The organism is Nocardia sp. NPDC004068 (genome assembly GCF_042874315.1).
Classification (GTDB): domain Bacteria; phylum Actinomycetota; class Actinomycetes; order Mycobacteriales; family Mycobacteriaceae; genus Nocardia.
Genome location: NZ_JBIAMW010000007.1, coordinates 255,605 through 279,715 on the forward strand (window position 1 = coordinate 255,605; position 24,111 = coordinate 279,715).

The following is a 24,111-nucleotide window of genomic DNA, read 5'->3' on the forward strand; positions in this document are numbered from 1 at the left end:
CCGGCGGCCTAGAGCTGTTCGGTCTCGGCGTAATCCTGTTCGCCGCTGTCGGTGTCGCTGAACGAGCCGCTGTCGCTCCAGGTCCCGGTGGAGGAGTCGTAACCCACCACGCTCGACGGGTCGAAGGAGGCCGGGCTGTCCTTGAGCGACAGGCCCAGCGAATGCAGCTTCACCTTGACCTCGTCGATGGACTTCTGCCCGAAGTTGCGGATGTCCAGCAGATCCGATTCGGTGCGGGCGACCAGCTCGCCGACGGTGTGCACGCCCTCGCGCTTGAGGCAGTTGTACGACCGCACGGTGAGGTCCAGGTCCTCGATCGGCAGCGCGAACGAGGCGATGTGATCCGCCTCGGCCGGGCTGGGCCCGATCTCGATACCCTCGGCCTCCACGTTCAGCTCGCGCGCCAGGCCGAACAGCTCGACGAGGGTCTTACCGGCCGAGGCCAGCGCATCCCGCGGGGAGATCGAGTTCTTGGTCTCGACGTCCAGGATGAGCCGGTCGAAGTCGGTGCGCTGCTCGACACGGGTGGCCTCGACCTTGTAGGTCACCTTCAGCACCGGGGAGTAGATCGAATCCACCGGGATCCGGCCGATCTCCGCGCCCGAGGCCTTGTTCTGCACGGCCGGGACGTAGCCGCGACCGCGCTCGACGACGAGCTCGATCTCCAGCTTGCCCTTGTCGTTCAGGGTGGCGATGTGCATGTCCGGGTTGTGCACGGTCACACCGGCCGGGGGCACGATATCCCCGGCGATGACCGCGCCCGGGCCACTCTTGCGGACGTACATGGTGACCGGCTCGTCCTCCTCGGACGACACGACCAGGCCCTTGAGGTTCAGGATGATGTCGGTGACATCCTCCTTCACGCCCGGGACGGTGGTGAACTCGTGCAGCACGCCGTCGATGCGGATGCTCGTCACAGCCGCGCCCGGAATGGACGACAGCAGCGTGCGGCGCAGCGAGTTGCCGAGGGTGTAACCGAAGCCCGGCTCGAGCGGTTCGATGGTGAACCGCGACCGGTTCTCGGTCACGACCTCTTCGGTCAGCGTCGGTCGCTGTGAAATCAGCATGGGTGAGATCCTCCTTCGGGGCGCCCGCTATTTGACGCCCGTTGCTGGGAGCGGAGCGGCCGGGAGGCCGCCCCCTGTCAGCGGTACTCGCTAACGCTTACTTCGAGTAGTACTCGACGATGAGCTGCTCGTTGATCGGCACGTCGATCTGAGCGCGCTCGGGCAGCTGGTGCACCAGGATTCGCAGCCGGTTCGGCACGACCTGCAGCCAGCCCGGGATCGGGCGGTCGCCGTAGGTCTCGCGCGCCACCTGGAACGGCAGCGTCGGCAGGCTCTTGTCCTTGACGTCGATGATGTCGTACTGCGACACCTGATAGCTCGGGACGTTCACCTTGATGCCGTTGACCAGGAAGTGGCCGTGCGAGACGAGCTGACGGGCCTGCCGGCGGGTCCGGGCCAGGCCGGCGCGGTACACGACGTTGTCCAGCCGGGTCTCGAGCAGCTGCAACATGTTGTGGCCGGTCTGGCCCTTGCGGCGGTTCGCCTCTTCGTAGTAGCGGCGGAACTGCTTCTCCATGACGCCGTAGGTGAAGCGAGCCTTCTGCTTCTCCTGCAGCTGGACCAGGTACTCGCTCTCCTTGATCCGCGCGCGGCCGTGCTGGCCGGGCGGGTAGGGGCGACGCTCGAACGCCTGGTCACCGCCGACGAGGTCGACGCGGAGACGACGCGACTTGCGGGTGATGGGGCCGGTATAACGAGCCATGATTCTCTACCTTCCTTCCCGCTTAGACGCGACGCCGCTTGGGCGGACGGCAACCGTTGTGCGGCTGCGGGGTGACATCGGAGATCGTGCCCACCTCGAGGCCGGCGGCCTGCAGCGAGCGGATCGCGGTCTCACGGCCCGAACCCGGGCCCTTGACGAACACGTCGACCTTCTTGACGCCGTGCTCCTGCGCCTTGCGGGCCGCGTTCTCGGCGGCGAGCTGGGCGGCGAAGGGGGTCGACTTGCGCGAACCCTTGAAGCCGACGTGGCCCGAGGACGCCCAGGAGATGACGTTGCCCTGCGGGTCGGTGATCGACACGATCGTGTTGTTGAACGTGGACTTGATGTGCGCGTTGCCGTGCGGAACGTTCTTCTTGTCCCGGCGACGCGACTTCTGGGTCTTCTTGGGGCCGGAGGCCCGACTCTTCGGAGGCATCGGTTATCCCTACTTCTTCTTGCCGGCGACGGTCTTCTTCGGACCCTTGCGCGTGCGCGCGTTGGTCTTGGTCCGCTGACCACGCACCGGGAGGTGGCGACGGTGGCGGATGCCCTGGTAGCAGCCGATCTCGATCTTGCGACGGATATCGGCCTGCACCTCGCGGCGCAGGTCACCCTCGACCTTGAAGTCCGACGCCTCGATGAAGTCACGCAGCTTGGTGACGTCGTCGTCGGTCAGATCCCGCACCCGGATGTCGGGGCTGACACCGGTGTTGTCCAGGATCTCCTTGGCCCGGGTACGGCCGATGCCGAAAATGTAGGTCAGTGCGATCTCCATGCGCTTCTCGCGCGGGAGATCGACGCCCATCAGACGTGCCATGGTGGCTTTCCTTAATAGTTGCGGAGGTCTGCTCCCTGTCCGTCCCCTCGTGTGGGGCCCCGGCCTCCGTACCGGGGGTGGGTGGCCGTCCGCCCTCGCGGGCTCGTCGACGACCAGTGGCGCTGGGAGGTCTTCTTCGTTCTGTCAAGCAGAACTGCGATCGTGCTGTGGGAACTAGCCCTGGCGCTGCTTGTGGCGCAGGTTGTCGCAGATCACCATGACCCGCCCGTTACGGCGGATCACCTTGCACTTCTCGCAGATCTTCTTGACGCTCGGCTGAACCTTCACGTCCGTCCAATCTGGTTGCGGTTCACGGGGTGTGAACACAGGTTTTCCCCGGCCATCTGACCGGGGAAGTCTTCTGGCTCCGAACTCGGAACCTCACTTGTAGCGGTAGACGATCCGCCCGCGGGTCAAATCGTAGGGCGACAGCTCCACGACCACTCGGTCCTCGGGCAGGATGCGAATGTAGTGCTGGCGCATCTTGCCGCTGATGTGCGCGAGAACCTTGTGGCCGTTCTCCAGCTCGATCCGGAACATCGCATTGGGCAACGGCTCGATAACTCGGCCCTCGACCTCGATGGCCCCTTCCTTCTTCGCCATATCCTCCGCGATCCCGCCTGTGGCCGAGCCTGGTTGGCTCGACTTTCGGCTAGCTGTCACTACAGTTCGTCGTGCACGTCTGTCGACCGGGTGCCATACTCACGGAAGCGACATGCGGACATGACACGACCGACGGTAGGCGCACCGCCGGTCAAGCTTACCCGCGAGCGTCGGCTTCGGCCAAATGGGGTCGATCACGCGTTCGTCCCGTGCGATTCTACCCGCTCCCGAGCTCGCGATATTCCGGCAAACGCCCCCGCGTCGCCGTGGCCGCTCGACCGGGCGGCAGGTCCGTCATGGCCGATTTCGCTCGCGTAAACTACCGGCTGTCCAGGTAATCCGGTACCAGCAGATCCAGGGGGATCCGTGAGAGCGCAGCGAGCGAGAGCTGAGCGCGGCGCCCTCGGGCACCGCGGAGCCGAGCTCGAGCGTCTGCGAGGTGCGTTGTGAGTCGTAATGACGACGGCCTGCCGATGCTGCCGCCGTGGCTGTCCGAAAGCGACGTCACGCAGGTCGGATACGAGGCCCCGGTCCAGAACCTGCCGCACGAGGAGCTCATCGCCGACGAGCCCGCGTCGCGCCGCAAGGGCCGCCGCAAACAGGACGAGTCCGAGCCCGGCCGAAAGCGCCGCCTCGGCTGGCGCCGCGACCGCCCCGAAACCGACGACCCCGACCCGGCCCCACCCGTCACCCCCGCGCCCCCGGAACCGCCGCAACAACTCCCGCCCCTCCCCCAGCGAACGGGCGGCGAATTCCAGCTGCCCTACCAGAGTGGCCGCACCCCCCAGGGCGAACCAACCCGCACCAACGGCGGCGACCTCCCCCGCCCCGGCGCACACAAGTTCACGACGCCCCCGCAACACGACCCCGCACCCCAGCGGAACGGCCAACCACCCGCCCCGCCGACGACATGGAAGTCGCTCGCCGCGCAAGCGAACCCGAACGCACTCGACGACCCCGCCCAGCGGGGCGGCCAACCACCCGCCGCGCCAACGGCATGGCAGTCGCCTGTCCCACAAGCCAACCCGAACGCGCCCGACGACCCCGCCACGCGACAGAGCGGCCAGCCACCCGCCGCGCCGACAGCGTGGCAGTCGCCTGTCCCGCCGACGAATCAGCCCGAGGACCCCGCCGCCCGGCAGGGCAGCGAGCCACCCGCCGCGCCGACGGCATGGCAGTCGCCTGTCCCGCAAGGGAATCCGGGTGCGCCCGACGAGGCCACCACTCGCCACAGCGGCCGCCCCGATCTGCCTCCGCCGCCGAGCACGCCGAATCGGCCGCCGCTGCCGGAGCCGCCGAGTTCGGCCGATCGTCCCGCGCCCGAACGGCTGCCCGATCTGTCCCGCGCCGAGGGCCCGGCTCGCCTGCCGGATCTGCCGGGGTCCGGTCCGGCCAATGGGTCGTCGGCTCCCGCCGCGTGGAGCCTGCCCGCCGAGCCGCGCAACGGGACCTCCCTTCCCAGCGGGGGCCGCCACCATGTCCTGGAAACCCCGGTCCCGACCCAGCCGGGCCCCGACGGTTCCGCGACACCCCTGGTCCACCCGCACGGCGGCCCCGGACCGCACGCGCCCCTGTCCGCCGCACCCGGCGAAACCGACACGGCCCCAACGGGTTTCGCCGCGAGCGACCCCCAAGCACCCGCTTCCGGCGAAGGCCAGCGGCTCCCGGCTCCGCCCGCGAGGTCTTTCGACTCCGCACCACCGGCCGCCGAAATCCCTTACCGATCCCCCGGTTTCGACCCCCGTACCGAGCCGTCCTCCGCCCCCGCGAACGGCGAGCACCCGTACCCCTCCCCAACTTTCGACCCGCGAGCGGCCCAGACCCCACCCCTCGCACCCCCGAACGCCGCGCGCCCGACAACGGGCGAACACCCGTACCCGGCACCACCTTTCGGCACCCAGCCCACGGCACCCGAGTCTCCGAACGGCCCGGCAACAGGACGGCCGACAACCGGCGAGAATCCCTACGCCACTCCATCTTTCGGCCCCCAGCCCGAAACCTCGAACGCCGCAACAACCGGGCGACCCACGACCGGCGAAAACCCTTACGCCAAACCGCCTTTCCCCCAGGCTCCCGAAACCAACGCCGCACCGCCGGTGACCGGATGGCCCACCACCGGGGAACCTCCCTACTCCACCCCGCCGCTCGCACCCCCAGCCCAAGGCTTCCAGCCGAGCAACCCCCACCTCCCCCAGCAGCCCCCACCCGAGGCCCTCAGCCAGTACCACCAAACCCCCCAGGCCCCAGCGCCTTTCGCGGGCCCGCAGTACATGGCCCCGACCTGGCACCAGCCGGGCCAGTGGAGAACGTCGCCGCAGCACGGCCAGCCCGCGCCGTCGCTGGACAACGTCCCCGTCCGGCGTGCGCAGAAGCCGCCGGGGTCGGGGTGGCGGCGGGCCGTGCATCACATGTCGGGCGGTGCCATCAATCCGGGTATGTCGGCGGAGGAGCGGCGGCTACAGGAGCTGGTGGCGCGGATTCGGCAGCCGGTGCGCGGTGACTATCGGATCGCGGTGCTCTCGCTGAAGGGCGGGGTCGGCAAGACGACCACCACCATGGGGATCGGCTCGATCTTCGCCTCCATCCGCGGGGACCGGGTGATCGCGGTGGACGCCAATCCGGACTTCGGCACGCTGTCGCAGCGGGTGCCGTTGCAGACCCGCTCGACCGTGCGGGATCTGTTGCTGGATCAGGCCATCCGGTCCTACTCCGATGTCCGGCGGCACACCTCGCAGGCGACCAGCCGCCTGGAAGTGCTTGCCAGCGAACGGGATCCGGCCGCGTCGGAGGCGTTCAGCGAGGACGAGTACCGGCAGGTCGCGCGGATTCTGCAGCGGTTCTACAACATCATCCTCACCGACTGCGGTACAGGGCTGATGCATTCGGCGATGGCGGGCGTGCTGGAGCTGGCGCATTCGCTGGTGCTGATCTCGTCCTCGGCGATCGACGGCGCCCGCAGCGCGGCGGCCACGCTGGACTGGCTGTCGCTGCACGGCCACGATCACCTGGTGCGCAACGCCGTCGTGGTGATCAACCTGCCGCGGCCGGGCTCCCCGAACGTGGGCATCCAGCAGCTGCGCGAGTACTTCCTGTCCCGCTGCCGCGCCGTGCACATCATCCCCTACGACGCGCACCTGTCCGAGGGCGCCGAGATCGATCTGGCCCGGCTGCACAAGAACACCAAACGCGCCCTGGTCGAACTGGCCGCCACGGTCGCCGACGATTTCGCCACCGACCACCGGCCCTACCCGGTCTGAGGAACGCCCCTCGCCGACAGCGAACGGAACTACCAGGCCGGAAGCCGACGCCGCCCCGCGAGCACCTCGTCGACGAGATCGTCGTACCCGTCGGCCAATTCGGCGAGGTGATGCCACGCGCCGTGCAGGATCTCGTCATTGGCGTCGAGGGTCATCAGCGCGTGATGGGCGCGCACGGACGCCTCGGCGAGCCGGTCGACGACCGACCCGATGGTCTCGGTGTGCAGCGTCGCGCCGAGCCGGTGCTGCGGAATCGTGCGAACGATCCAGTCGTCGATCGCCATCACCAATTCCGTTCGGCGCCGCTCGATTTCGACGATGGTGGCGGGATCGTTGTCGGGGATCGAACCGCCCCGGCCGATCAACCGCCGTTCGTGCAGCACCGCCAGATCGCGCGCGAACCACAACATGGGCCCGCCGATCACGCGGTGACCGCGACACGCGCGGAGCAGTAGATCCGAGCTCGGCAGCAGACCTGCCGTCAGGGATTGGACCGCGGTTGAGCTGTGCGGTGTGTCGGGCACTGCCACGACCACCGTCTGAGATGTCTCCGAACCCGCCACGTTGCCTCGCCGTCATCGCCGTTACAACACCCGTTCAGGACTTCATTACAATAAACCTCTGAAGGCCTGTGTCAAGGGTCACACGCCCGCTGGGCCGGCAGAGTAAAATCCATTCCCCGAGGCACAACCGAGGAGCGCAATGGCGGCGGACGGTCCGAGGTACCAGCGGATCGCAGACATCCTTCGCGAGGAGATTCGGGTCGGTACCTGGAAACCCGGCGACCGATTACCCAGCCACTCCGAACTCGCGGAGCGCATGCAGGTGTCGATCACCACCGCCCGCAACGCGATTCAGGTCCTGGTGACCGAAAACCTGCTCTACACAGCGACTTCCCGGGGCACGATCGTGCGCAGCCGGGAGGTTCTGGAATCGGTTGTGACCAACCATATCCGGCCGGATCGGCCCAATTCGACGCAGGACATCTTCTCCGAGATCGCCCGGGCGGCCGGTCGCGAACCGTCGAAACAGTTCACCGCGCGGATGGAACCGGCGGGCGCGGAGGTGGCGCTCTGGCTCGGTGTGCCGCAGAATTCTTGGGTGGTGTCTCGAACGGTCGTCCAGTACCTGGACAACGAGCCCTGGTCGTGGGAAGTGAGTTTCTATCCACGGGACTTGGCAGAGGCCACCGGCGTGGACGCCCCGCACGACATCCCGCAGGGCACGACGCGGCGGCTGGCCGAGCGCGGCTACGGCGAGATCGCCCATCGCGACACGGTGGTGGCCCGGCCCGCGAGCGCCGAGGAGGCCGCGGTCCTCGGTGTCGGCATCGGCACGATGCTGCTCGACCATCTGCGGATCGGCGCGACGGCCGACCGCATCACGCGCGTCACGCGCACCCGCTCGATCGCCGCGCGCAACCGGCTCGCCTACGAACTGGGCGACGACGCGGGCACCGAGACCATCCGCCGGGTGCTGGGAGCGCCGCAGCCGCCGGGCAATTCGCATTCCTTCGGTAACTCGTTGGTGCCGGGGCCGCCATGACCGTCCGCATCCGCCAGGCCCGTATGGCCGATCTCGGCACCATCTGTCGACTTCGTCTCCAGCGAACGGCCTGGCTTGCGGAACGAGGCTCGGATCAGTGGACACGGCAGGGACGGGGACTGCCCATCGAACGGTTTGCCCGCCAGGTGGGTCGGGCGGTGCGCGCCGGGGAGACCTGGATGGCCGAGGTCGACGGCGAACCGGCAGGCACCGTCACGATCAACGACCGCGCCGACGAAGGACTGTGGGCCCCAGGCGAATTGGCGGACGCCGTGATCGTCCACTACATGATCGTCGACGTCGCCCACTCCGGCCACGGCGTCGGCTCGGCCCTGCTCTCCCACGCCGCCGCCCAGGCGCGGGCCACCCACCGCACCTGGGTCCGCCTCGACGCCTGGACCACCAACACCGACCTGCACGCCTACTACCACCGCGCCGGATTCCGCCTCGCCCGCATCGCGGGCCCCGAGGCCGACGGCCCCTCCACCGCCCTCTTCGAACGCCGAGCCGACGCCTGGCTGCACCCCCCACTGGTAACCACCACCCCCAGCCGCACCCTTTATCCGGATCCGCACCTCTTGTAAGGCCCTGTAGGGGGTGCGGATTCGAATAAGGGGTGCGGCTGGGGTGGCTAGAGCGGGGGGAGGTAGGCGATTTGGACCATTTCCTGGCCTCGGCTGCGGGAGACGAGGATGCCGCGGCCCGGGGGGAGTTTGGTGGGGCGGACGTCGCCGATGAGTTTGCCCTCGTCTCGGGGGCCGCTCATGATGAGGGTGTCGACGGACATGTTCTTCATGCCGCCGAGGATGGGGTCGTAGAGGGCGCGGGAGACGCCGCCGATGCGGCGGGTGACGATCATGTGCAGGCCGATGTCGCGGGCCTGGGGCAGGTACTCCAACAGCGGGGCGAAGGGGTTGTTGCTCGCCGCGACCACCATGTCGTAGTCGTCGACGAGGATGTAGATCTCCGGGCCGCTCCACCAGCTGCGTTCGCGCAGCTGCTGCGGGGTGATGTTCGCGTCGGGAATGCGCTTGGACAGGTAGGCGGCGACCTCGGCGATCATCGGGCCGCAGGTCTGCGACGAGGTGGAGTAGCCCGCGAGCTGATCGCCCTCGACCACGCCGAGCATGGTGCGGCGGTAGTCGATCATGATGATGCGAGCCTGCTCGGGGGTGGCGCTCTCGACCAGTCCCATGGCGATGTTGCGCAGCAGCGTGGTCTTGCCGGATTCGACGTCGGCGAACGCCATGAGATGCGGTTCGGCGCCGAAATCCAGGACCAGCGGCTCCAATTCGCTCTCGCCGAGACCCACGACGACCCGGGTCGGGGTCTGCACGATGCCGCGTTCGGCGGCCAGCGCGAGCAGCGCCTCGCGCGGGTACTGGCCGGGCAGCATGCGCACCTCGGGCGCCCGCCGCGGCCCCCACAGCTGGGTGAGCTGTTCGCGGGAGACGGCCACGCCCTCGGACATGGTCGTCGCGTCCGTGCTGGAGTCCAGCCGCGGCAGCGCCATCAACATGTGCAGCTGATCGGGCGTCAGACCGCGACCGGGCCGCCCCACCGGCACCAGAGCCGCGGTGCGCCGGTTCATTTCGGAGTCCGACGGATCGCCCAGGCGCAGCTCGAGCCGGGTGCCGATCTGATCCTTGACCACCGGCCGGATCTCCGCCCACCGCGCCGCGCCGATCATGAGGTGGACGCCGTACGAAAGCCCTTGTCCCGCAATGGCGTTGATCTGCGGTTCGAGCGTGTCCATCTCCTCGCGGATGGTCGCCCAGCCGTCGATCACCAGGAACACGTCGCCGAAGCGGTCCTCCGCCAGCGGATCCTCCGCGGGCAGCGTGCCGTCCGGGCGCATCTTGGCGAACTTGCGCCGCCGGAACTCGGCCATCGATTCGATGCCCAGCTCGGCGAACCGCTCCTCGCGCTGCCGCATCAGGCTGGTGAGCTCCGCGATGGTCCGCCGCACCCGATCGGTGTCGAGGCGGCCCGCCACCGAACCCACGTGCGGCAGCCCGACCAGACCGGCCATCGAACCGCCACCGAAATCCAGGCAGTAGAACTGCACCTGCTCGGGCGTGTGCGTGGCCGCCGCGGCCATGATGATCGTGCGCAGCGCGGTCGACTTACCGGACTGCGGGCCGCCCACCACCGCGACATGCCCTTGCGCGCCGGACAATTGGATCGTCAGCACGTCGCGGCGCTGCTCATAGGGCTTGTCGATGATGCCGATCGGCATCCACAGCTGCCCGTGCCGGTTGACCGGCGACCGCCAATCCGGATCCGGCAGCAGCATGTCCACCGACGGCGATTCGTCGAGCGGCGGCAGCCACACCTCGTGCGCGGGCCGACCGTGCCCGGTCAACCGGCTCACCACGACCTCGAGCAACGACTTCGGAATGCCCTCCTCCGCGGTCGGTTGCGGCGGCGGCTCCGGCAGCGCGAGCGGATCGAAGGGCGCCTCGTCCGGCTCCGGCGACTCGAGCGCCTCGACCGGCGCGGCCGTGAACACCGTGGGTCGACCGCCCGCGACCCGCCCGTCCAGTCCGACCTGCCCCGCGCCGCGCGGCGACTCGTAGGGCCCGGACACGTAGGTCGCGTTGAACCGCAACGGATCCGCCGCGTCGGTCTTCAGATAGCCCGAACCGGGAATGCTCGGCAGGTGGTAGGCGTCGGTGATGCCCAGCACCGCGCGGGACTCGTTGGCCGAGAACGTCCGCAACCCGATCCGATACGACAGATGCGAGTCCAGCCCGCGCAGCTTGTTCTCCTCCAACCGCTGCGAGGCCAGCAGCAGATGCACGTGCAGCGACCGGCCCAACCGGCCGATCATCACGAACAGATCCGCGAAATCCGGCTTCTGCGAGAGCAATTCGGAGAACTCGTCGACCACGATGAACAGCGCGGGCAGCGGATCCAGCGGGGCCCCGGCCGCGCGCGCCTTCTCGTAGTCGGTCACATTGGCGAAGTTGCCCGCCGACCGCAGCAGCTCCTGCCGCCGGTTCATCTCACCGGCCAGGGCGTCGCGCATGCGGTCGACCATGGACAGTTCGGCTTCCAGGTTGGTGATGACCGCCGCGACGTGCGGCAGCGGATCCAGCCCCAGGAAGGTCGCGCCGCCCTTGAAGTCGACCAGCACCAGGTTCAGCGCGTCCGGCGAATGCGTGGTCACCATGGACAGCACCAGCGTGCGCAGGAATTCCGATTTACCCGAACCCGTTGCGCCGATGCACAATCCGTGCGGGCCCATGCCGTATTCGGCGGACTCCTTGATGTCCAGTTCCACCGGCGTGCCGTCCGGCGTCACGCCGATCGGCACCCGCAGCCGCTCGCGCGGGGTGCGCGGCCGCCACACCTTCGCCGGTTCGATCTGCGCCGCGTCCGGAATCTTCAGCAGCGCCATCAGTCCGGGATCGGTACGGGTCTCGTCGCCGAGACTGACGATCTGCGCGGCGGTGGCGATCCGGTACCGCGCGAGCGTGCGCGCGAACGTCTCGGCCTCCGCGATGCTCACGTCGTCGGCGGTGGCGAAGCGTTCGACACCGGCGGCGCTGCGCGCGCTCACCGCGCTCCCGTTGACGACCAGTTGCAGGCCGCGCCGCGCGGCCAGGCCGTTCTCCGGCGCGGTGAGGTCGAGCACGGTCACCGAGTCCAGCCCGGACTCGCTGACCAGCCGCTCGGAGCCGTTGACATAACCGTCGTCGATGACGACCAGCAGATGCGTACGCCCTTGTGTCGGTTGCGGATTGCGCATGAACCGACCGCGTTCCATCAGCTCGGCCTGCAGGGCGGTCTCGAGTTCGCCCAGCGAGCCGTACATCATGCGCGCCGAGCCGAGCCCGTCGCGCATGGTCGGATGTTGCAGGTGCGGAAGCCATTTCGCCCACGCCCAGGCCGGGCCGTCCGGATTCGCGCACACGATCGCCACCGCGACGTGATCCGGTCCGTGAAAAGCGGTGAACGACATGATCATCGCGCGCACCAGCATCCGCGCGTCCTCGGCCGGACCCTCGATGTTGATGGCCGGGAAGGCCCGCAGCGACACCGCCGTCGGCAGCCCGTGCACCACCGAATGCGTGCGCACGAACCGGCGCAACGCCACGGTCGAGACCGGTTCCAGATCCTCGAGCGGCCCGGTCTCCGGCCGGGCCAGCTTGGTGGCCAGGCGATGACTGCCGACCCCCACCCGGACGTGGCCGAAATCGGGATCGTTGGGCCGCCGCTCCCACATCCGCCGCGTGCCCACCACCGATTCCAGGTCCGCGGGTTCGGGATGACTCCACGACAGGGCCTCGAGCTGTTTCTGCCCGGTGCGGCGCACATCCCGGCGCACCTGGTCCAGATAGCGGAAGTAGTCCTTGCGTTCCTCGTTGAGTTCGGCCGCCGACTTCGGGCCGCCCGCCCGGCCGAAACCCATCATCATGCCGACCATCGACATGAGCATCATCATCGGGAACATCATCATGAAGGGGTTGGCCAGCAACGACTTCCCCATCATCACGAACATGGCGAGCATGCCGACCACGGCCACGACCATCACCACCGGCATCAGCCGGGCCAGCAGCGGGGCGGGCATCGGGCGGCTGATCTCCGGAGGCGGGCTCAGCGTCACCTCACCGCCGGGCGCCCGCGGCGGGGCGATCCGGGGGCGGCGCACATAACCTTCGGTAACCATGGCTCCTCTGGTGCTACAGCTGGGTGTCGGGCTCGTCGTCGCGCCGGCGGCGGTACGGAATCGCCACGGCCAGACCGATTCCCAACGCGGCCAGGCAGGTGATCGATCCGATGATCGCGTAGCGGCGCGGGCGCGGGTCCGGCGGCGGCGGCGCGTACGGCGCGGCGATGGCCCGGGGCTTGTCGGCGTCGGCGTCCACCGGGCGCGCGGGCAACTGGGCGGTCAGCGCGGCCAGCGGATCGATCATGCCGTGCCCGACGCCGTCGTCGCGACCGCGACCCGGACCGTGCGAGGTGCGCACGATCCGATCGATGACCTGTCCGGCGTTCAGCTCGGGGAACCGCGCCCGCACGAGCGCGGCCAGCCCGGCCACGTACGGGGCCGCGAAACTGGTGCCCTCGATGGGCCGGATGCCGTCGCTGGTCTGCACGCCGTTGACCAGGCCCGCGCCGCCGGGCTTGCTGTCGAGCGAGGTGATCTGGCGGCCCACCGCCGATACCCCGATCCACGGCCCGCGCAACGTGAGTTCCGAGGGGCTGCCGTCCGGATCGACCGAGGCGACGGTCAGCACGTACTTGTCGAACCAGGCGGGACTCGGGATGGTCTGTACCCCAGCCCATCCCGTCGATTCGTTCTGCGTCTTACAGGGCCCGTCGGACTGTAGATTGCCCGCGGCCGCCACGACGACCACATTGTGATCGTAGGCGTATTGCACCGCCGCGCCGAGCGCGCCGTCCGCGGTGTCGGCCCCGGCGGGCGAACAGGCGACCTCGGAGATGTTGATGACCGAGGCGCCCATGTCGGTGGCCCGCACCACCGCCGCGGCGAGGGTGAGCACATTGCCGTAGCCGGAATCGGTGATGGCGCCGGGGGTTTGGCCGCCGCCGCGGTTCTTCGGCTGATACGCCAGACTCAGCTGACGGATGCTGAGGATCTCCGCGTCGGGCGCGACCCCCGCGAATCCGTCCTCGGGAGCGGGTCTCGCGGCGATGATCCCGGCGACGATCGTGCCGTGCCCGTCGCAGTCGACGGTTCCGTCGGTGTCGGCCACGTAGTCGCCGCCGGACTGCAACGCGGCCAGCCGCGGATGCCGGTTCACGCCGGTGTCGATGACCGCCACCTTCTGCCCCGCGCCCCGGCTGAACTGCCACGCGGCCGGAAGATCCAGCACGCGTTGGGCGATCGGCGGTTCCTGCGGCGGGCCGCCCACCAGAATCGGCTCGGCGCAGATGAGCCGCTGCTCGGTCGGTTCGAGCGGGGCGGGCCGCCCGCTCAGGCCCAGCGCGGGACCGAGCGCGCCGGGATCCACCGCCGGGGGCGCGACCGCGACCGCCGGATTCGGTGAGCCGAGCAACGCGACCGCGAGAACCGCTGCCGCACAGCCGATCCTCCCCCAACCGCGGACCGGCACGGTCATATGTTGCGGGCCATCGCGTACACGCCCATGATCCACAGCACCAGCGGGATCACCAGGATGATCAGGAAATACTCGAACAGCTCCCCGGCGCGGCGCTGCACGGGCGAGATCTCGATGTGCGGTCCCACCACGCCGAAGAACACCACCGCGGCCGCGAACGCGAGCAACACCGCCGCCGCGGGCACCAGCATGCGCGAGTCCCCGAGCGCGAGCCCGGTGAACACCCCCGCGAAAGTGACCGCGCCCCCGGCGATCAGCGTGCCCGCCTGGGTGAGATCGGCGAACGCGCGCCCGCGCAGCGCGAGGATGATCGCGGTGATGACGGCCAGCGCGACGCCCTGCCAACGGGCCTCGCCCAGCGGATCGGCCGCGCCGACCGCCCCGACGACGGCCGCCACGGTCGCGCCCGCGAGGATGCCGGACTGGAATCGGTTGGCGGCCTCCGCACGTCGGCCCAGGCCGACCGCCGACGGCAGCGCGGTGGCGCCGATCGCGCCGATGCCCTCGATGGTCGGACGCGGTTCGTGGTCGGCCGGATCGATGGCCGCGCCCGCGGTCGGCACCGGCGGCACGGGCAGCCGGGCGAGCACCGCGGCCAGCCGCGGCACCGACGAGATCACGATCAGCGCGCCGACCAACAGCCCGGCCGCGATGCGCGGGAACGCGGGCTCCCAGATCATCCGGACCGCTGCGGCCACCGCGCCGAACACCGATCCGGTGACGGCCATCGCGAACAGCGTCGCGCCCACCCCGGTCGCGCGGTAACCCACCACCCCTGCGACCAGCAGCACCGAAAAGCCCAGCAGCAGATGGGGACTGCCCAACGCCCCGGGCGCGAACAATCCGCCGCCCGCGAACAGCAGCACCAGCGCGGCGAGCGCGAGCCAGGTGCCGGTGAGCGCATCGGCGTAGCGCCGGGCGGCGATCGCGGCCGCGACCATCGCGCCGATGCCGACGCCCGTGGCCAGCAGCGCCGGAACCAGTTCCTGGCCGTCCCCGCGGCTCGCCGCCAGCAGCAGCACCGCCAGCACGGCCGCGACCACCGCGGCCACCAGGCCGGTCCACCGCGCCGACGCGGGCGACCAGCCGCGGAACGAATCGGAGGTCAGCCGCGACACCGCGTCGATGACGTCGTCGAACAGCGCGGGAGATTCCTTGGCCGACACCGACCGCAGCACCAGCAGCTCGCCGTCGTAGACCTCGGCCTCGGTCAGGGTGCGGTGCGGGGGAATCGGTTCGCGGCCCAGCCGGGCCAGCGTCCAGTGCTCGGTCCGCAGCGTCGCCGAGTCCTCGTCGGCCTCGGTGGGATCGGGATTGCGCGAATCGATCAGCGCGACAAGCTCACCGATGAATGTGGCAATCGGCACCGACGCGGGCAAACCGACATCGAGCTGGGTATTCCCACCGATGACGGAAACTCGGCACAATTCGGGTTCGACGGCGGCTCGGCCGCCGATGGCTGGCGTGGTCAATTCCGCGCCAACTCCGGAGTCTCGACCGACCCTTGTCGTGCGCTGAACGATCTCCGTACCGGCAGAATCACTTTCACCCCGTCGACGATCTCACATTGCCACCCTCCGGCCGCGAAAACTACTGTATCGGACAGCCCGGACCTGCGCTATCGGTAGGCTGGTCGGTAGGTGTAGGAAATCGTTCCGACAACAGAAAAATTCGGGGATCGACAGCAATGACCGGCAACCGCCAAGCACAACGCGCCTTCGACGCGGGAGTCCTGTCGCTGGGTCTGGCCATCGACGGGCAGGAGTCGACGCGCGATCTCGACTACGCGAAGCTCGCCTTCCAACGGGCGACCGAATGGGATCCCACGATGTGCGACGCCTGGCTCGGCCGGGCGGCGGCCGGTGAGGTAACCAGGGAGGTGCTGGGCAACCTCTTCCGCACCAGCGGCTCGTCGCTGTACCGCGAGCAGCGCCGCCTCGGGCTGCGCCCGCGAGAGTTGGCCGGGCGCTTCATGACCGGGCTCTACATCGACTACCCGCTGTCCAACTACACCGAGATCTGGGTCGCCCAGGCCGCGCAGCTGATCGCGGACAAGGAATACGACGAGGCCGTGCGGGTCCTCGACGAGCTGGCCGAGTACCAGCGCCGGGCGGGCGGCGGGGCCGACGCGGTCGCCGACGGCCGCATCGCCGCGTACGTGCGCGGCGTGCTGCACTACAACACCCAGCGCTGGCCCGACGTGATGAGCGTGCTGTCGGGTTCGGCCGACTGGGACGATCCGTACATGGCGGCGGGCGCGCACGTCATGGTCGGTTCGGCCTGCGCGCAGCTGGGCCTGTTCGCCGAGGCGATCCGCCGCATGGAACTGGCCGAGCAGGGCCCGATTCCGGCCGCGCGCACCACGGCCATGTTCTGCCGCGGTCTGTGCCTGCGCGAGATGGGCAACGAGGACGAGGCGCAGCGACTGTTCGAGAAGGTGTACTCGCAGGCGCCGGACTTCGCCGCGAACACCGAGGCCATGCGCGACCGGACCTACCGCTTGACCGTCACCACCAAGGAGTCGATCGAATCCCGCACCGACCGTTGGGATCCCGCGTCCGCGCCGTCGCTGGAGTCGATCGAACAGGCCGAGACCCAGGACCGCGCCAAGCGCATCCTCGAGGAGGCCCGCGCCGAACTCGACCGGCAGATCGGCCTGCAAGCGGTGAAAACCCAGGTGGCCAAGCTGCAATCGTCGGCGACGCTGGCGAAGATCCGCGCCGAGAAGGGGTTGGCCAGCGCGCCGCGCGGCCAGCACCTGGCGTTCACCGGCCCGCCCGGTACCGGTAAGACCACCATCGCCCGCATCGTCGCCAAGATCTACTGCGGCGTGGGCCTGCTCAAGACCGACAAAGTCGTCGAGGCCAAGCGCATGGACTTCGTCGGCGAGCACCTGGGCAGCACGGCCATCAAGACCGACAAGCTCATCGACAGCGCCATCGACGGCGTGCTGTTCATCGACGAGGCGTACACGCTGATCCAGACCGGCCTCTCCGGCGGGGACGCGTTCGGCCGCGAGGCCGTCGACACCCTGCTGGCCCGGATGGAGAACGACCGCGACCGCCTGGTGGTGATCATCGCCGGATACGACGGCGAGATCGATCGCCTGCTGGCCGCCAACGACGGTCTGGCGTCCCGCTTTTCGAAGCGCCTGCAATTCCCCTCCTACACCGCCGAGGAGCTGGGCCGGATCGGTCAGGTCATCGCGAAGGCCCGCGACTCCGAACTGTCCGCCGAGGCCCAGTCGGCCCTCGTCGAGGTCTGCTCCCGCCTCTACGCGATGGAGAGCACCGACCAGAGCGGCCAGCCCCGGCGCGGCGTCGACCTCGCGGGCAACGGCCGCTTCGTCCGCAACGTCATCGAGGCCGCCGAGGAGGAACGCGAATTCCGCCTGGCCAACGACGAATCCCTCGACCTGAGTCAGGTCGACGAATCCGTCCTCATGCGCATCGAGGAGCCCGATATGCGCACGGCCCTCGAAACCGTCCTCACCTCTTTGGGTTTGGGGAACCGTTCCTGAACCGGGCTTCGCCCGGTCCAAGACCAGAAGGGGCGGTCCAGGACCAGGAGGAGCGGTCCAGGACCAGGGGCTTGGGACCGAAAGGCCGGGGGTAGGCCCTCAGCGGCTCGCGGGCAGGGTGTCGTAGCTGGTCAACGCGTCCTGGGGGGACAGGGTGGGGCCCGGGACGAGTTGGCCGACGATGGCCCACGGGGCCAGGTGCGGGCTGGTGCCCAGACCGAGGACCTGCGCGGTCTTCATGTCGGGGACGCCGTAGCGGACGCCGTTGTCGCCGATGTAGAACAGGCTGTCGCGGCGGACGCTGCCCGACTCCATGCCCGTGGTCTGCACGAATTCGCCGGTGGACGGGCGGATGTAGACGTTGTCGACGTGCTCGCCGGAACCGGAGGACGAGGCCAGCTCGACCGGCTTGGCCGAATCCGGCAGCGGCAGACGCGAACCCACGAGCAGGCGCACCTCCGCGCGATCGGTCGGATCGGCGGTCTGCGCCTGCGGCGAGACCGTGCCCGCGCTCTTGCCCCACGCCACACACGCCACGGGCGCCTCCTCGGCCGTGATCACCTTGGGGACCTCGGTCGGGAAGTGGGCGATCGGCAGGTCGGAGATCGTGGGCACCCCGTCGAGCGCGTCCGGCGGCACCGTCTTGATCTCGCTCATCCCGTGCGAGTCGGCGTTGCGGAGCAGCTGCGCGGTGAACGGCCCGACGCGCTGCACCCCGCCGGCCAGCACCACGAACAGGTCCGGACGCCCGCCGCCCTCGACCGCGGCCACCGAAACGACCCCGCCGACAGGCACATTCGACAACTTGCCCGGCCCCGGCTCCCCGGCCCGGGGGATCGCGGGCGGCGCGATCGGCGGCACCGCGACCGCCGCGTCGAGCAGCCCCGTGCCGCCCGGCCGGGCCGCCCGCGCGCCCAGGTTCAGCGTGCGGGCCACCACCGAGTTGGCGGTGTCGATCTCGGCCCGCTTGCCGTCGTAGACCAGATAGGTCTTGTCGTTGTGGCGCACCAGCACCGCCTCGCCCGGATTCGCCGCGCGCGAGCGCTGACCCAACTCCGGCGATCCCGCCAGCACCGTCGTGGTGGTGCCCGCGCCGCTGGTGAGCGACCCGGTCGCCGACAGCTTCACCGATTCGCACAGCGTCCAGTCCGATCGCGCGCCCTGCCCGGAACCCGGAAGTGCCACGGGCGCACCGGGAATGCCGAGCAGCGGGCCGCGCGCCAGCGAACCGAGCTTGTTGTCCTTCACCGAGGTCGGCGATTCGTTGCTGCCGCTGATCAACCGCGCCGAGGCCAGATTGAGCACCGGATGCAGCGTGGTGTTGCCGCTCTTGTCCTTGATGACGACGTAGAGCGCGCCGCTGTCCTTGCCCATCACGATGTGCGCGTCGCCGATCGCACCCTGCGGGCGCAGGAATGCCAGGATCGCCGCGCCCGCCACCACGAGCAGGCCCAGGATCGCGCCGATGATCAGGGAACGGGAATGGGACCGCATCGGGTCGTGCAACATGCGCACATCCCGGCGGACCAGAGCGTGATCGAGCCGTCGCAACAGGAAACGGTAGCCGTTGACCTGCTGACGAGTGGTCAACTGTGCGGGCACGGGATCAGACTATGTGGTCCCGGAGCCACCCCGCCACCCGCGGCGGGAACGGGTAACGTATTCGCGAACCCTCTGAACGACACTGTGAAAGACCGGTAACCGTGGTCGAAGAAGCGATCGTGTACACCGGCCCGCGCGCCGCAGATCCCATTCCCCCCGCCGGATCGCCCGAGGGCCCGGGTCGCGCCGCACGATCACAGGCGGCGTTGCGCGACGAGGACTTCTGGCTGTTCCGCGACTTCCCGCTGCACGTGGTGCTGCCGGTGCTGCTGCTGGCGGCCCTGGCCACCTGGGTGGCAACGGTTTTCGACCTGCCGCTGTGGGCGATCGCCGCGATCGGCGTCGTGGTGGTGGCGCTGGGCCTGGTTCCGGTGCGCCGCAAGGCCCCTCGGTCACTGGCCGGAATGGTGGCCGCCGCCTTGGCCTTCCGCTGGTACCGGCTGCAACACGATCCGGGCGCCGAACCGGCCCCGGCCTTCGACGTGCCGCTGCCCGAGGGCGGCAGCTACGGCGTGCGCTGGGACGGCGACCACGTGGTGACCATGCTGCGCATCGAGCCGCCGCCGGACACCATGACGTTCCTGCGGCCCGGTTCGCTGGGCACCGAGCAGATGCTGCCGCTCACCGAGATCGCCGGCAGCCTCACCCAATTCGACATCACGCTGTCGTCGATCGACATCATCAGCACCGGCGCGCGGACCGCGAGCAACGGCCCGGTGGCCTGGCTCTACGACCGCATCCTCGGCCCGCTGCCCGCCGTCGCCCGGCGCACGGTGTGGCTGGTGCTGCGGCTGGACCCGCTCGCCAACGCCGAGGCCGTGGACAACCGCGGCGGGGGCGGCGGCGGGGCGCTGCGCACGGCCATCATCGCGACCCGCCGCGTGGCCAACCGGCTGGCCGCCCGCGACATCACCACCGCGGTCCTGACCGCGGGCGAGATCAACTCCGCGGTGCGCCAGATGACCCGCGCGGTCGCGCTGGACCGGCTCACCGAGACCCCGGGCTCATTGCGTTCGGAGGGAATGCATCTCACCAGCTACGCCATCGGCAAGGAGCTGATCACCTCGCGGGGCTTCGCCGAGATCTGGGCGACCCCGAGCCTGTCGACGACGATCACGTTGCGGCTGCGGCCGATCGAGCCGCGGCCCGGCCACCGCGAGGACGAGCGCACCCTGATCGCCCTCACCGCCGTGGTCCGCTTCGACACCGTGGCCGCCCCGGACGGCCCGCCGCTGCCGGGCCTGCGCCGCCTGCCCGGCCAGCAGCTGCGCGCCCTGCTGGACACGCTGCCCACCGGCACCCCGGGCCGCGCCCAGGGCGACGAGAATCGCGGTCCCCTGGACGCGCTCGCCGACATCACCGTGCCCACCGCGGGCTGCGGCCAGCTCATCGGCGCCGACCAGACCGGTCGCGCCATCGCGGTGCCGCTGATCGGTGAGGGCACCCGCCACCTGGAGGTCGTCGGCGCGCTGGACCTCGCGCAGCAGGTGGTGCTGCGGGCGATCGCGCTGGGCGCCACCACCGTCGTACACACCGTGCGTCCCGAGGCGTGGCACACCATGGTCTCGGGAGTGGCGGCGCCGCACGCCCTTTCGATCGCGCCACGCTCGGCGGCGGCGAGCCAGCGGCCACCCACCCCGCCCGCGCAGCCCGGTTCGCCCTATCCGCAGACCACGGTGGTGGTGTTCGACGGGATCGCGCCCACCGCCCTGCCCGGCGGAGCGACAATCCTCTACGTGCGCGGCCCGCACGACGCCGCCGCCCCGTTCGAGGCGGATGTGACGCTGACCCAAGACGCGGCCACGCCGAACCTCATCACCGTGCGCACCCCCGCCGCGGCCGCGACCGTCTACATGGTCACCACGCCCGACGAGATGCAGTACATCGGCGAATCCCTGGTTGCCACACGGTAACCCGGGAACGACAGCGGCCCGGCCGGAGTCTCCTCCGACCGGGCCGCCGAGTGGTTCGGCGAACTCAGAAACCGGCGAAGCCGTCACCGACCTTGCCGTCGGCCTCGAGCGCGCGGTGCAGCGCGTTCTCGACCGCGGCGGCCAGCCGGTCCAGCTTGTCCAGGGTGTCGCCCAACTCCGTCGACGTGTTCTTGTGCGCCGTGTTGAAGTTCTCGATGGCGTTGTCACCCTGCAGGTTCGCGCGGAAATCGTTGGCGGCGCCCTCGAGCGCGTCGATCTCGCCGCGCATCTTGCCGCCGTGGTTCTGCAGGTCGCTGAACAGCTCGTTCATCGCGCCCGGATCGTAGAGAATCGTCATGCTCAGTTCCTTCTGTCGATGGTTGACCGAACCGCTACCGGGGCAGCGATTTACAGGTTGGTGTAGCCGCCGCCGCTGCTGGCCCCGGCGCCGCTGAGGCCCTGCTGGTCCATGCTGACGATGGTGTTCTTGCCCGAGTTGACCGCGTCCTGCAGCTGGTCGAGCTTCTTGTTCAGCGCCTCGGCCTCGTCGTGCCAGTCCGCCGAAACCTTCATGAACTCGTCGTTGGCGTCGCCCTTCCAGCCACGCCGAACCGCCTGAGCGGCGTCGTCGATCGCCTTCACCGAGGTGCGAAGGTTGTTGATCGAGGACTCCATATTGCTGACGACTTTGTCTACGCCACCAGCTTCTACACCTACTGCGCCTGCCATTTTTCAGACCCTTTCGTCATGGATGTACTTTTCGAATGGTCGGTGCGTTTCCACCGAATCGGGGAAATCACGTCTGGATTCGCGACAATTACGGTTGCAGCCACCTCCCCCCGGGCAGCATTTCGATCAGGGCCGAAATCGCCTGCGCGATCCGGTGATCCGTGCCCGGTGTGACGGTGGACCAGATCCGCTGATCCGGAGCCAGCCCCGGGGCGGCGACGATCCGGCCGCGGTCGGTGTCGTACACCGCGACCGCGCCGGAGGATCCGGTGGCGATGCCGTCGTCGTGGGCGTAGGCCACGATCTCGGCGAAGGCGTGACACGACGCGAAGGCCGAACCCAGCACGGTGGCGTCGCGGTCGGGCACGCCGAGGGCGTAGAACGTGTCGGCGTAGTCGCTCGCGGTCGCCGCGGCGTCGAGCCGCTCGCTCAGTTCGTCGGCGGGCGCGCTGAAGTTGGCCACCTCGGCGGGGGCGCACGCGCCCAGCGCGGTCAGGATCGGCCGGGCCAGCGCGGCGCCGGATCCGTCCGCCCACACCGGCTCGATGGCGAAGCTGTCGCCGGTGCGCACCGCGAACGCGTGCTGTTCCCCGCGCCGCACCACGCACACCCGCACGACCCGGGCGGGTTCGCCGGAGTCGTTGCCCGCCAGGAAGATTCGAGCGACCAGCTCCCGCTCGGGCTGGGTCAGCGCGTGCAGGGCGAGGGCCAGATCGGATTCGACCTCACCGTAGGAGTCGAACACGCCGGTGTCGGTCAGCGTGGTCACGGCCCGCTCCTGCGCCGCGGTCCAGTCGTCGAACGATTCGTGCGCGGGCGCGACGGCCAGCACCAGCGGCAGGGTCTGCACCCCGAGCCGCTGGGCCACCGCGAACAGTTCGTCATTGGTCAGGGTCGCCATCAGGCCGCCCCCGATCCGGTCGCGCGCGGCGCGGCGGTGTCGGTGGCGGGCGCGCCCAATACCGCCGGGGCGCTGACGATTCCGCCCTCGAGGCCGATCTCGTCCGCGCCCTCGAGCGCGAGTCCGGCGCGGTGTTCCTCCTCGCCCTGCGCGGACGCGGCGGCCCCGGCGGGACCGCCCATCGCGCCGGGCATGGTGGAGGAATACGGCGAGGATGTCGAAACCTGTTGGGTGACGGGCACTTCGGTGGTCTCGACCGCCTGCACCGGCAGCGGGGCGCGGTAGGCGGTCTTGATCGGCGCGGGCATCGCGAAGCCGCCCGCGGGGAAGCCGCCGGTGGGCAGCGTCGGCATACCGCTCATGCCGGTGATCGCGGCGGGCCCGGCGGCGGGGGCGCCCGCCTGCTCGGCGGCGAGCGAGGTACCCGCGGTCAGTTCCGGCGGATCGACGTGCGTCCACGGCGTCGCGAGCGGTTCGGTGGCGGCCTCGTAGGTGCGCATCACGCGGGAGGCGGTCGCCTTGGCCGCGTCGGCCTCGGTGTCGGTCGCCGCCGCCACGGCCTTGATCGGCGCGCCCATCGCCGTGCCGATCTGCTCGATCGAGCGCTGCACCGCCTCGAGCGCGGCGATCTCCCCGGCGTTGGGCATGGTCAGCCGCGCGAGTTCGTAGGCCGCGGCCTGCGCCTCGGCGCGCGCCGAATTGTTCGCGGCCGCACCGGCCGTATCGCCCAGCCAGTCCCGCAGGGTCGTGATGCGTTCGTGCACCGCGTCACTCGCGCTGGACTGCCAGGCCCCGCGCAACGCCGTGAGGATCACCTCGTATTCGACCACCGCCGCGCCGAAGGCCGCGGCCAGGCGGGCCCATGCCGCACCCGCCTCGGCCATGGGCACCGGACCGGGGCCGGTCGTGAGGTCGGTGGCCAGTTTCCCGGCCTCGCGCGCCTCCCAGACCACCCCGGTGAATCCGGGCTTCGGTGGTTCGATCATGTCGATTGTCCCGGGCTCGCTCAGGCCGATCGCGTGCCGCCGACGGCGGCGGCGGTGTCGCTCTCGACGCGGCCGACGTGGTTCACCTGGGCACGCAGCGACGCGGCCAGCTTGCGCAGTTCGAGGATGCCCGCGCTCACGCTCTCGGCGAACGAGTCCGCGACCCCGTTCATCGTCTGCGCGGCGCGCCCGGACACCTCGTCGGCGCCGGCAGCCGGAACCGTCAGCGCCGTCTGGTTCTCCCGCAGTTCGTCTTCCAGCCGTTGCGCCAGGGCGTCCAGGCGGGCGGCCGCATCGGTAGCCGCCGCCGGGTCGAAGTACACGCCCGCGAAGTTCGCCGTCTCGGCCATGACAACCTCACTAATCCATTCGAGCC

At 69.9% G+C, this 24,111-nt stretch carries 21 protein-coding genes; 5 read left to right on the forward strand and 16 right to left on the reverse strand.

The features are described from left to right. Nucleotides 1-8 precede the first annotated feature (8 nt). The 6 genes from ACFYTQ_RS20000 to infA form a co-directional block, all read right to left on the reverse strand. On the reverse strand, nucleotides 9-1,067 hold the full coding sequence (locus ACFYTQ_RS20000) for a DNA-directed RNA polymerase subunit alpha (protein WP_387362770.1): 1,059 nt from the start codon (nucleotides 1,065-1,067) through the stop codon (nucleotides 9-11). A gap of 97 nt (nucleotides 1,068-1,164) precedes the next feature. Then, nucleotides 1,165-1,770, reverse strand: a complete 606-nt coding sequence (gene rpsD / locus ACFYTQ_RS20005; RefSeq protein ID WP_387362772.1) for a 30S ribosomal protein S4 — start codon at nucleotides 1,768-1,770, stop codon at nucleotides 1,165-1,167. A gap of 22 nt (nucleotides 1,771-1,792) precedes the next feature. Further along, on the reverse strand, nucleotides 1,793-2,206 hold the full coding sequence (rpsK, locus tag ACFYTQ_RS20010; protein WP_019929497.1) for a 30S ribosomal protein S11: 414 nt from the start codon (nucleotides 2,204-2,206) through the stop codon (nucleotides 1,793-1,795). 9 nt (nucleotides 2,207-2,215) lie between these two features. Then, nucleotides 2,216-2,587 (reverse strand): 30S ribosomal protein S13, encoded by a 372-nt coding sequence (gene rpsM, locus ACFYTQ_RS20015; RefSeq protein ID WP_387362774.1) that lies wholly within the window; start codon nucleotides 2,585-2,587, stop codon nucleotides 2,216-2,218. Between the two features lie 174 nt (nucleotides 2,588-2,761). Then, a complete protein-coding gene (gene rpmJ, locus ACFYTQ_RS20020) occupies nucleotides 2,762-2,875 on the reverse strand; it encodes a 50S ribosomal protein L36 (protein WP_025347279.1) in 114 nt (37 codons plus the stop codon). Nucleotides 2,876-2,968: 93 nt separating this feature from the next. Beyond that, nucleotides 2,969-3,190 (reverse strand): translation initiation factor IF-1, encoded by a 222-nt coding sequence (gene infA, locus ACFYTQ_RS20025; protein ID WP_040804562.1) that lies wholly within the window; start codon nucleotides 3,188-3,190, stop codon nucleotides 2,969-2,971. Between the two features lie 446 nt (nucleotides 3,191-3,636). Between infA and ACFYTQ_RS20030 the strand changes: the two genes are divergently transcribed. Beyond that, nucleotides 3,637-6,447, forward strand: a complete 2,811-nt coding sequence (locus ACFYTQ_RS20030; protein WP_387362776.1) for an AAA family ATPase — start codon at nucleotides 3,637-3,639, stop codon at nucleotides 6,445-6,447. 29 nt (nucleotides 6,448-6,476) lie between these two features. Here ACFYTQ_RS20030 and ACFYTQ_RS20035 read toward each other — a convergent pair whose 3' ends face one another. Continuing rightward, a complete protein-coding gene (locus ACFYTQ_RS20035; protein ID WP_387362778.1) occupies nucleotides 6,477-6,857 on the reverse strand; it encodes a DUF4254 domain-containing protein in 381 nt (126 codons plus the stop codon). Between the two features lie 292 nt (nucleotides 6,858-7,149). On the opposite strand from ACFYTQ_RS20035, the gene ACFYTQ_RS20040 reads away from it, so the two are divergent. Further along, nucleotides 7,150-7,992, forward strand: coding sequence for a GntR family transcriptional regulator (locus ACFYTQ_RS20040; RefSeq protein ID WP_387362780.1), 843 nt, complete (start codon nucleotides 7,150-7,152; stop codon nucleotides 7,990-7,992). A 23-nt stretch (nucleotides 7,993-8,015) separates the two neighbouring features. Beyond that, nucleotides 8,016-8,576, forward strand: coding sequence for a GNAT family N-acetyltransferase (locus ACFYTQ_RS20045; protein WP_387363094.1), 561 nt, complete (start codon nucleotides 8,016-8,018; stop codon nucleotides 8,574-8,576). Nucleotides 8,577-8,623: 47 nt separating this feature from the next. Here the strand turns inward: ACFYTQ_RS20045 and eccCa are convergent, their stop codons facing one another. Genes eccCa through eccD form a run of 3 tightly spaced genes read right to left on the reverse strand, consistent with a single transcriptional unit; the run spans nucleotide 8,624 to nucleotide 15,556 of the window. Beyond that, a complete protein-coding gene (eccCa, locus tag ACFYTQ_RS20050; protein WP_387362782.1) occupies nucleotides 8,624-12,667 on the reverse strand; it encodes a type VII secretion protein EccCa in 4,044 nt (1,347 codons plus the stop codon). Nucleotides 12,668-12,680: 13 nt separating this feature from the next. Continuing rightward, nucleotides 12,681-14,084 (reverse strand): type VII secretion-associated serine protease mycosin, encoded by a 1,404-nt coding sequence (mycP, locus tag ACFYTQ_RS20055; protein WP_387362784.1) that lies wholly within the window; start codon nucleotides 14,082-14,084, stop codon nucleotides 12,681-12,683. Next, nucleotides 14,081-15,556: a type VII secretion integral membrane protein EccD gene (gene eccD / locus ACFYTQ_RS20060; protein WP_387362786.1), complete on the reverse strand. Its 1,476-nt coding sequence runs from the start codon at nucleotides 15,554-15,556 to the stop codon at nucleotides 14,081-14,083. Before eccD ends, mycP begins: the two co-directional genes overlap by 4 nt. A gap of 215 nt (nucleotides 15,557-15,771) precedes the next feature. Here eccD and eccA point away from each other — a divergent pair, with 215 nt between their 5' ends. Next, nucleotides 15,772-17,604, forward strand: a complete 1,833-nt coding sequence (eccA, locus tag ACFYTQ_RS20065; protein ID WP_387362788.1) for a type VII secretion AAA-ATPase EccA — start codon at nucleotides 15,772-15,774, stop codon at nucleotides 17,602-17,604. 99 nt (nucleotides 17,605-17,703) lie between these two features. On the opposite strand, the gene eccB is transcribed toward eccA, so the two are convergent. After that, on the reverse strand, nucleotides 17,704-19,206 hold the full coding sequence (gene eccB / locus ACFYTQ_RS20070; protein ID WP_387362790.1) for a type VII secretion protein EccB: 1,503 nt from the start codon (nucleotides 19,204-19,206) through the stop codon (nucleotides 17,704-17,706). A gap of 101 nt (nucleotides 19,207-19,307) precedes the next feature. On the opposite strand from eccB, the gene eccE reads away from it, so the two are divergent. Further along, on the forward strand, nucleotides 19,308-21,119 hold the full coding sequence (eccE, locus tag ACFYTQ_RS20075; RefSeq protein WP_387362792.1) for a type VII secretion protein EccE: 1,812 nt from the start codon (nucleotides 19,308-19,310) through the stop codon (nucleotides 21,117-21,119). A gap of 64 nt (nucleotides 21,120-21,183) precedes the next feature. Here eccE and ACFYTQ_RS20080 read toward each other — a convergent pair whose 3' ends face one another. The 5 genes from ACFYTQ_RS20080 to ACFYTQ_RS20100 all read right to left on the reverse strand — a co-directional run bounded on the left by ACFYTQ_RS20080 (nucleotide 21,184) and on the right by ACFYTQ_RS20100 (nucleotide 24,085). Beyond that, nucleotides 21,184-21,477 carry a WXG100 family type VII secretion target gene (locus ACFYTQ_RS20080; RefSeq protein WP_387362793.1) on the reverse strand — a complete coding sequence of 98 codons (294 nt, stop codon included), beginning with the start codon at nucleotides 21,475-21,477 and terminating at the stop codon, nucleotides 21,184-21,186. A gap of 50 nt (nucleotides 21,478-21,527) precedes the next feature. Continuing rightward, entirely contained in the window at nucleotides 21,528-21,848 is a 321-nt protein-coding gene (locus ACFYTQ_RS20085) for a WXG100 family type VII secretion target (RefSeq protein WP_387362795.1), read from the reverse strand. Nucleotides 21,849-21,936: 88 nt separating this feature from the next. After that, nucleotides 21,937-22,749: an ESX secretion-associated protein EspG gene (locus ACFYTQ_RS20090; RefSeq protein ID WP_387362797.1), complete on the reverse strand. Its 813-nt coding sequence runs from the start codon at nucleotides 22,747-22,749 to the stop codon at nucleotides 21,937-21,939. After that, a complete protein-coding gene (locus ACFYTQ_RS20095; RefSeq protein WP_387362798.1) occupies nucleotides 22,749-23,735 on the reverse strand; it encodes a PPE domain-containing protein in 987 nt (328 codons plus the stop codon). Before ACFYTQ_RS20095 ends, ACFYTQ_RS20090 begins: the two co-directional genes overlap by 1 nt. A 20-nt stretch (nucleotides 23,736-23,755) precedes the next feature. Further along, complete coding sequence (locus tag ACFYTQ_RS20100; RefSeq protein ID WP_387362800.1) at nucleotides 23,756-24,085, reverse strand: PE domain-containing protein; 330 nt, start codon at nucleotides 24,083-24,085, stop codon at nucleotides 23,756-23,758. Nucleotides 24,086-24,111: the final 26 nt, after the last annotated feature.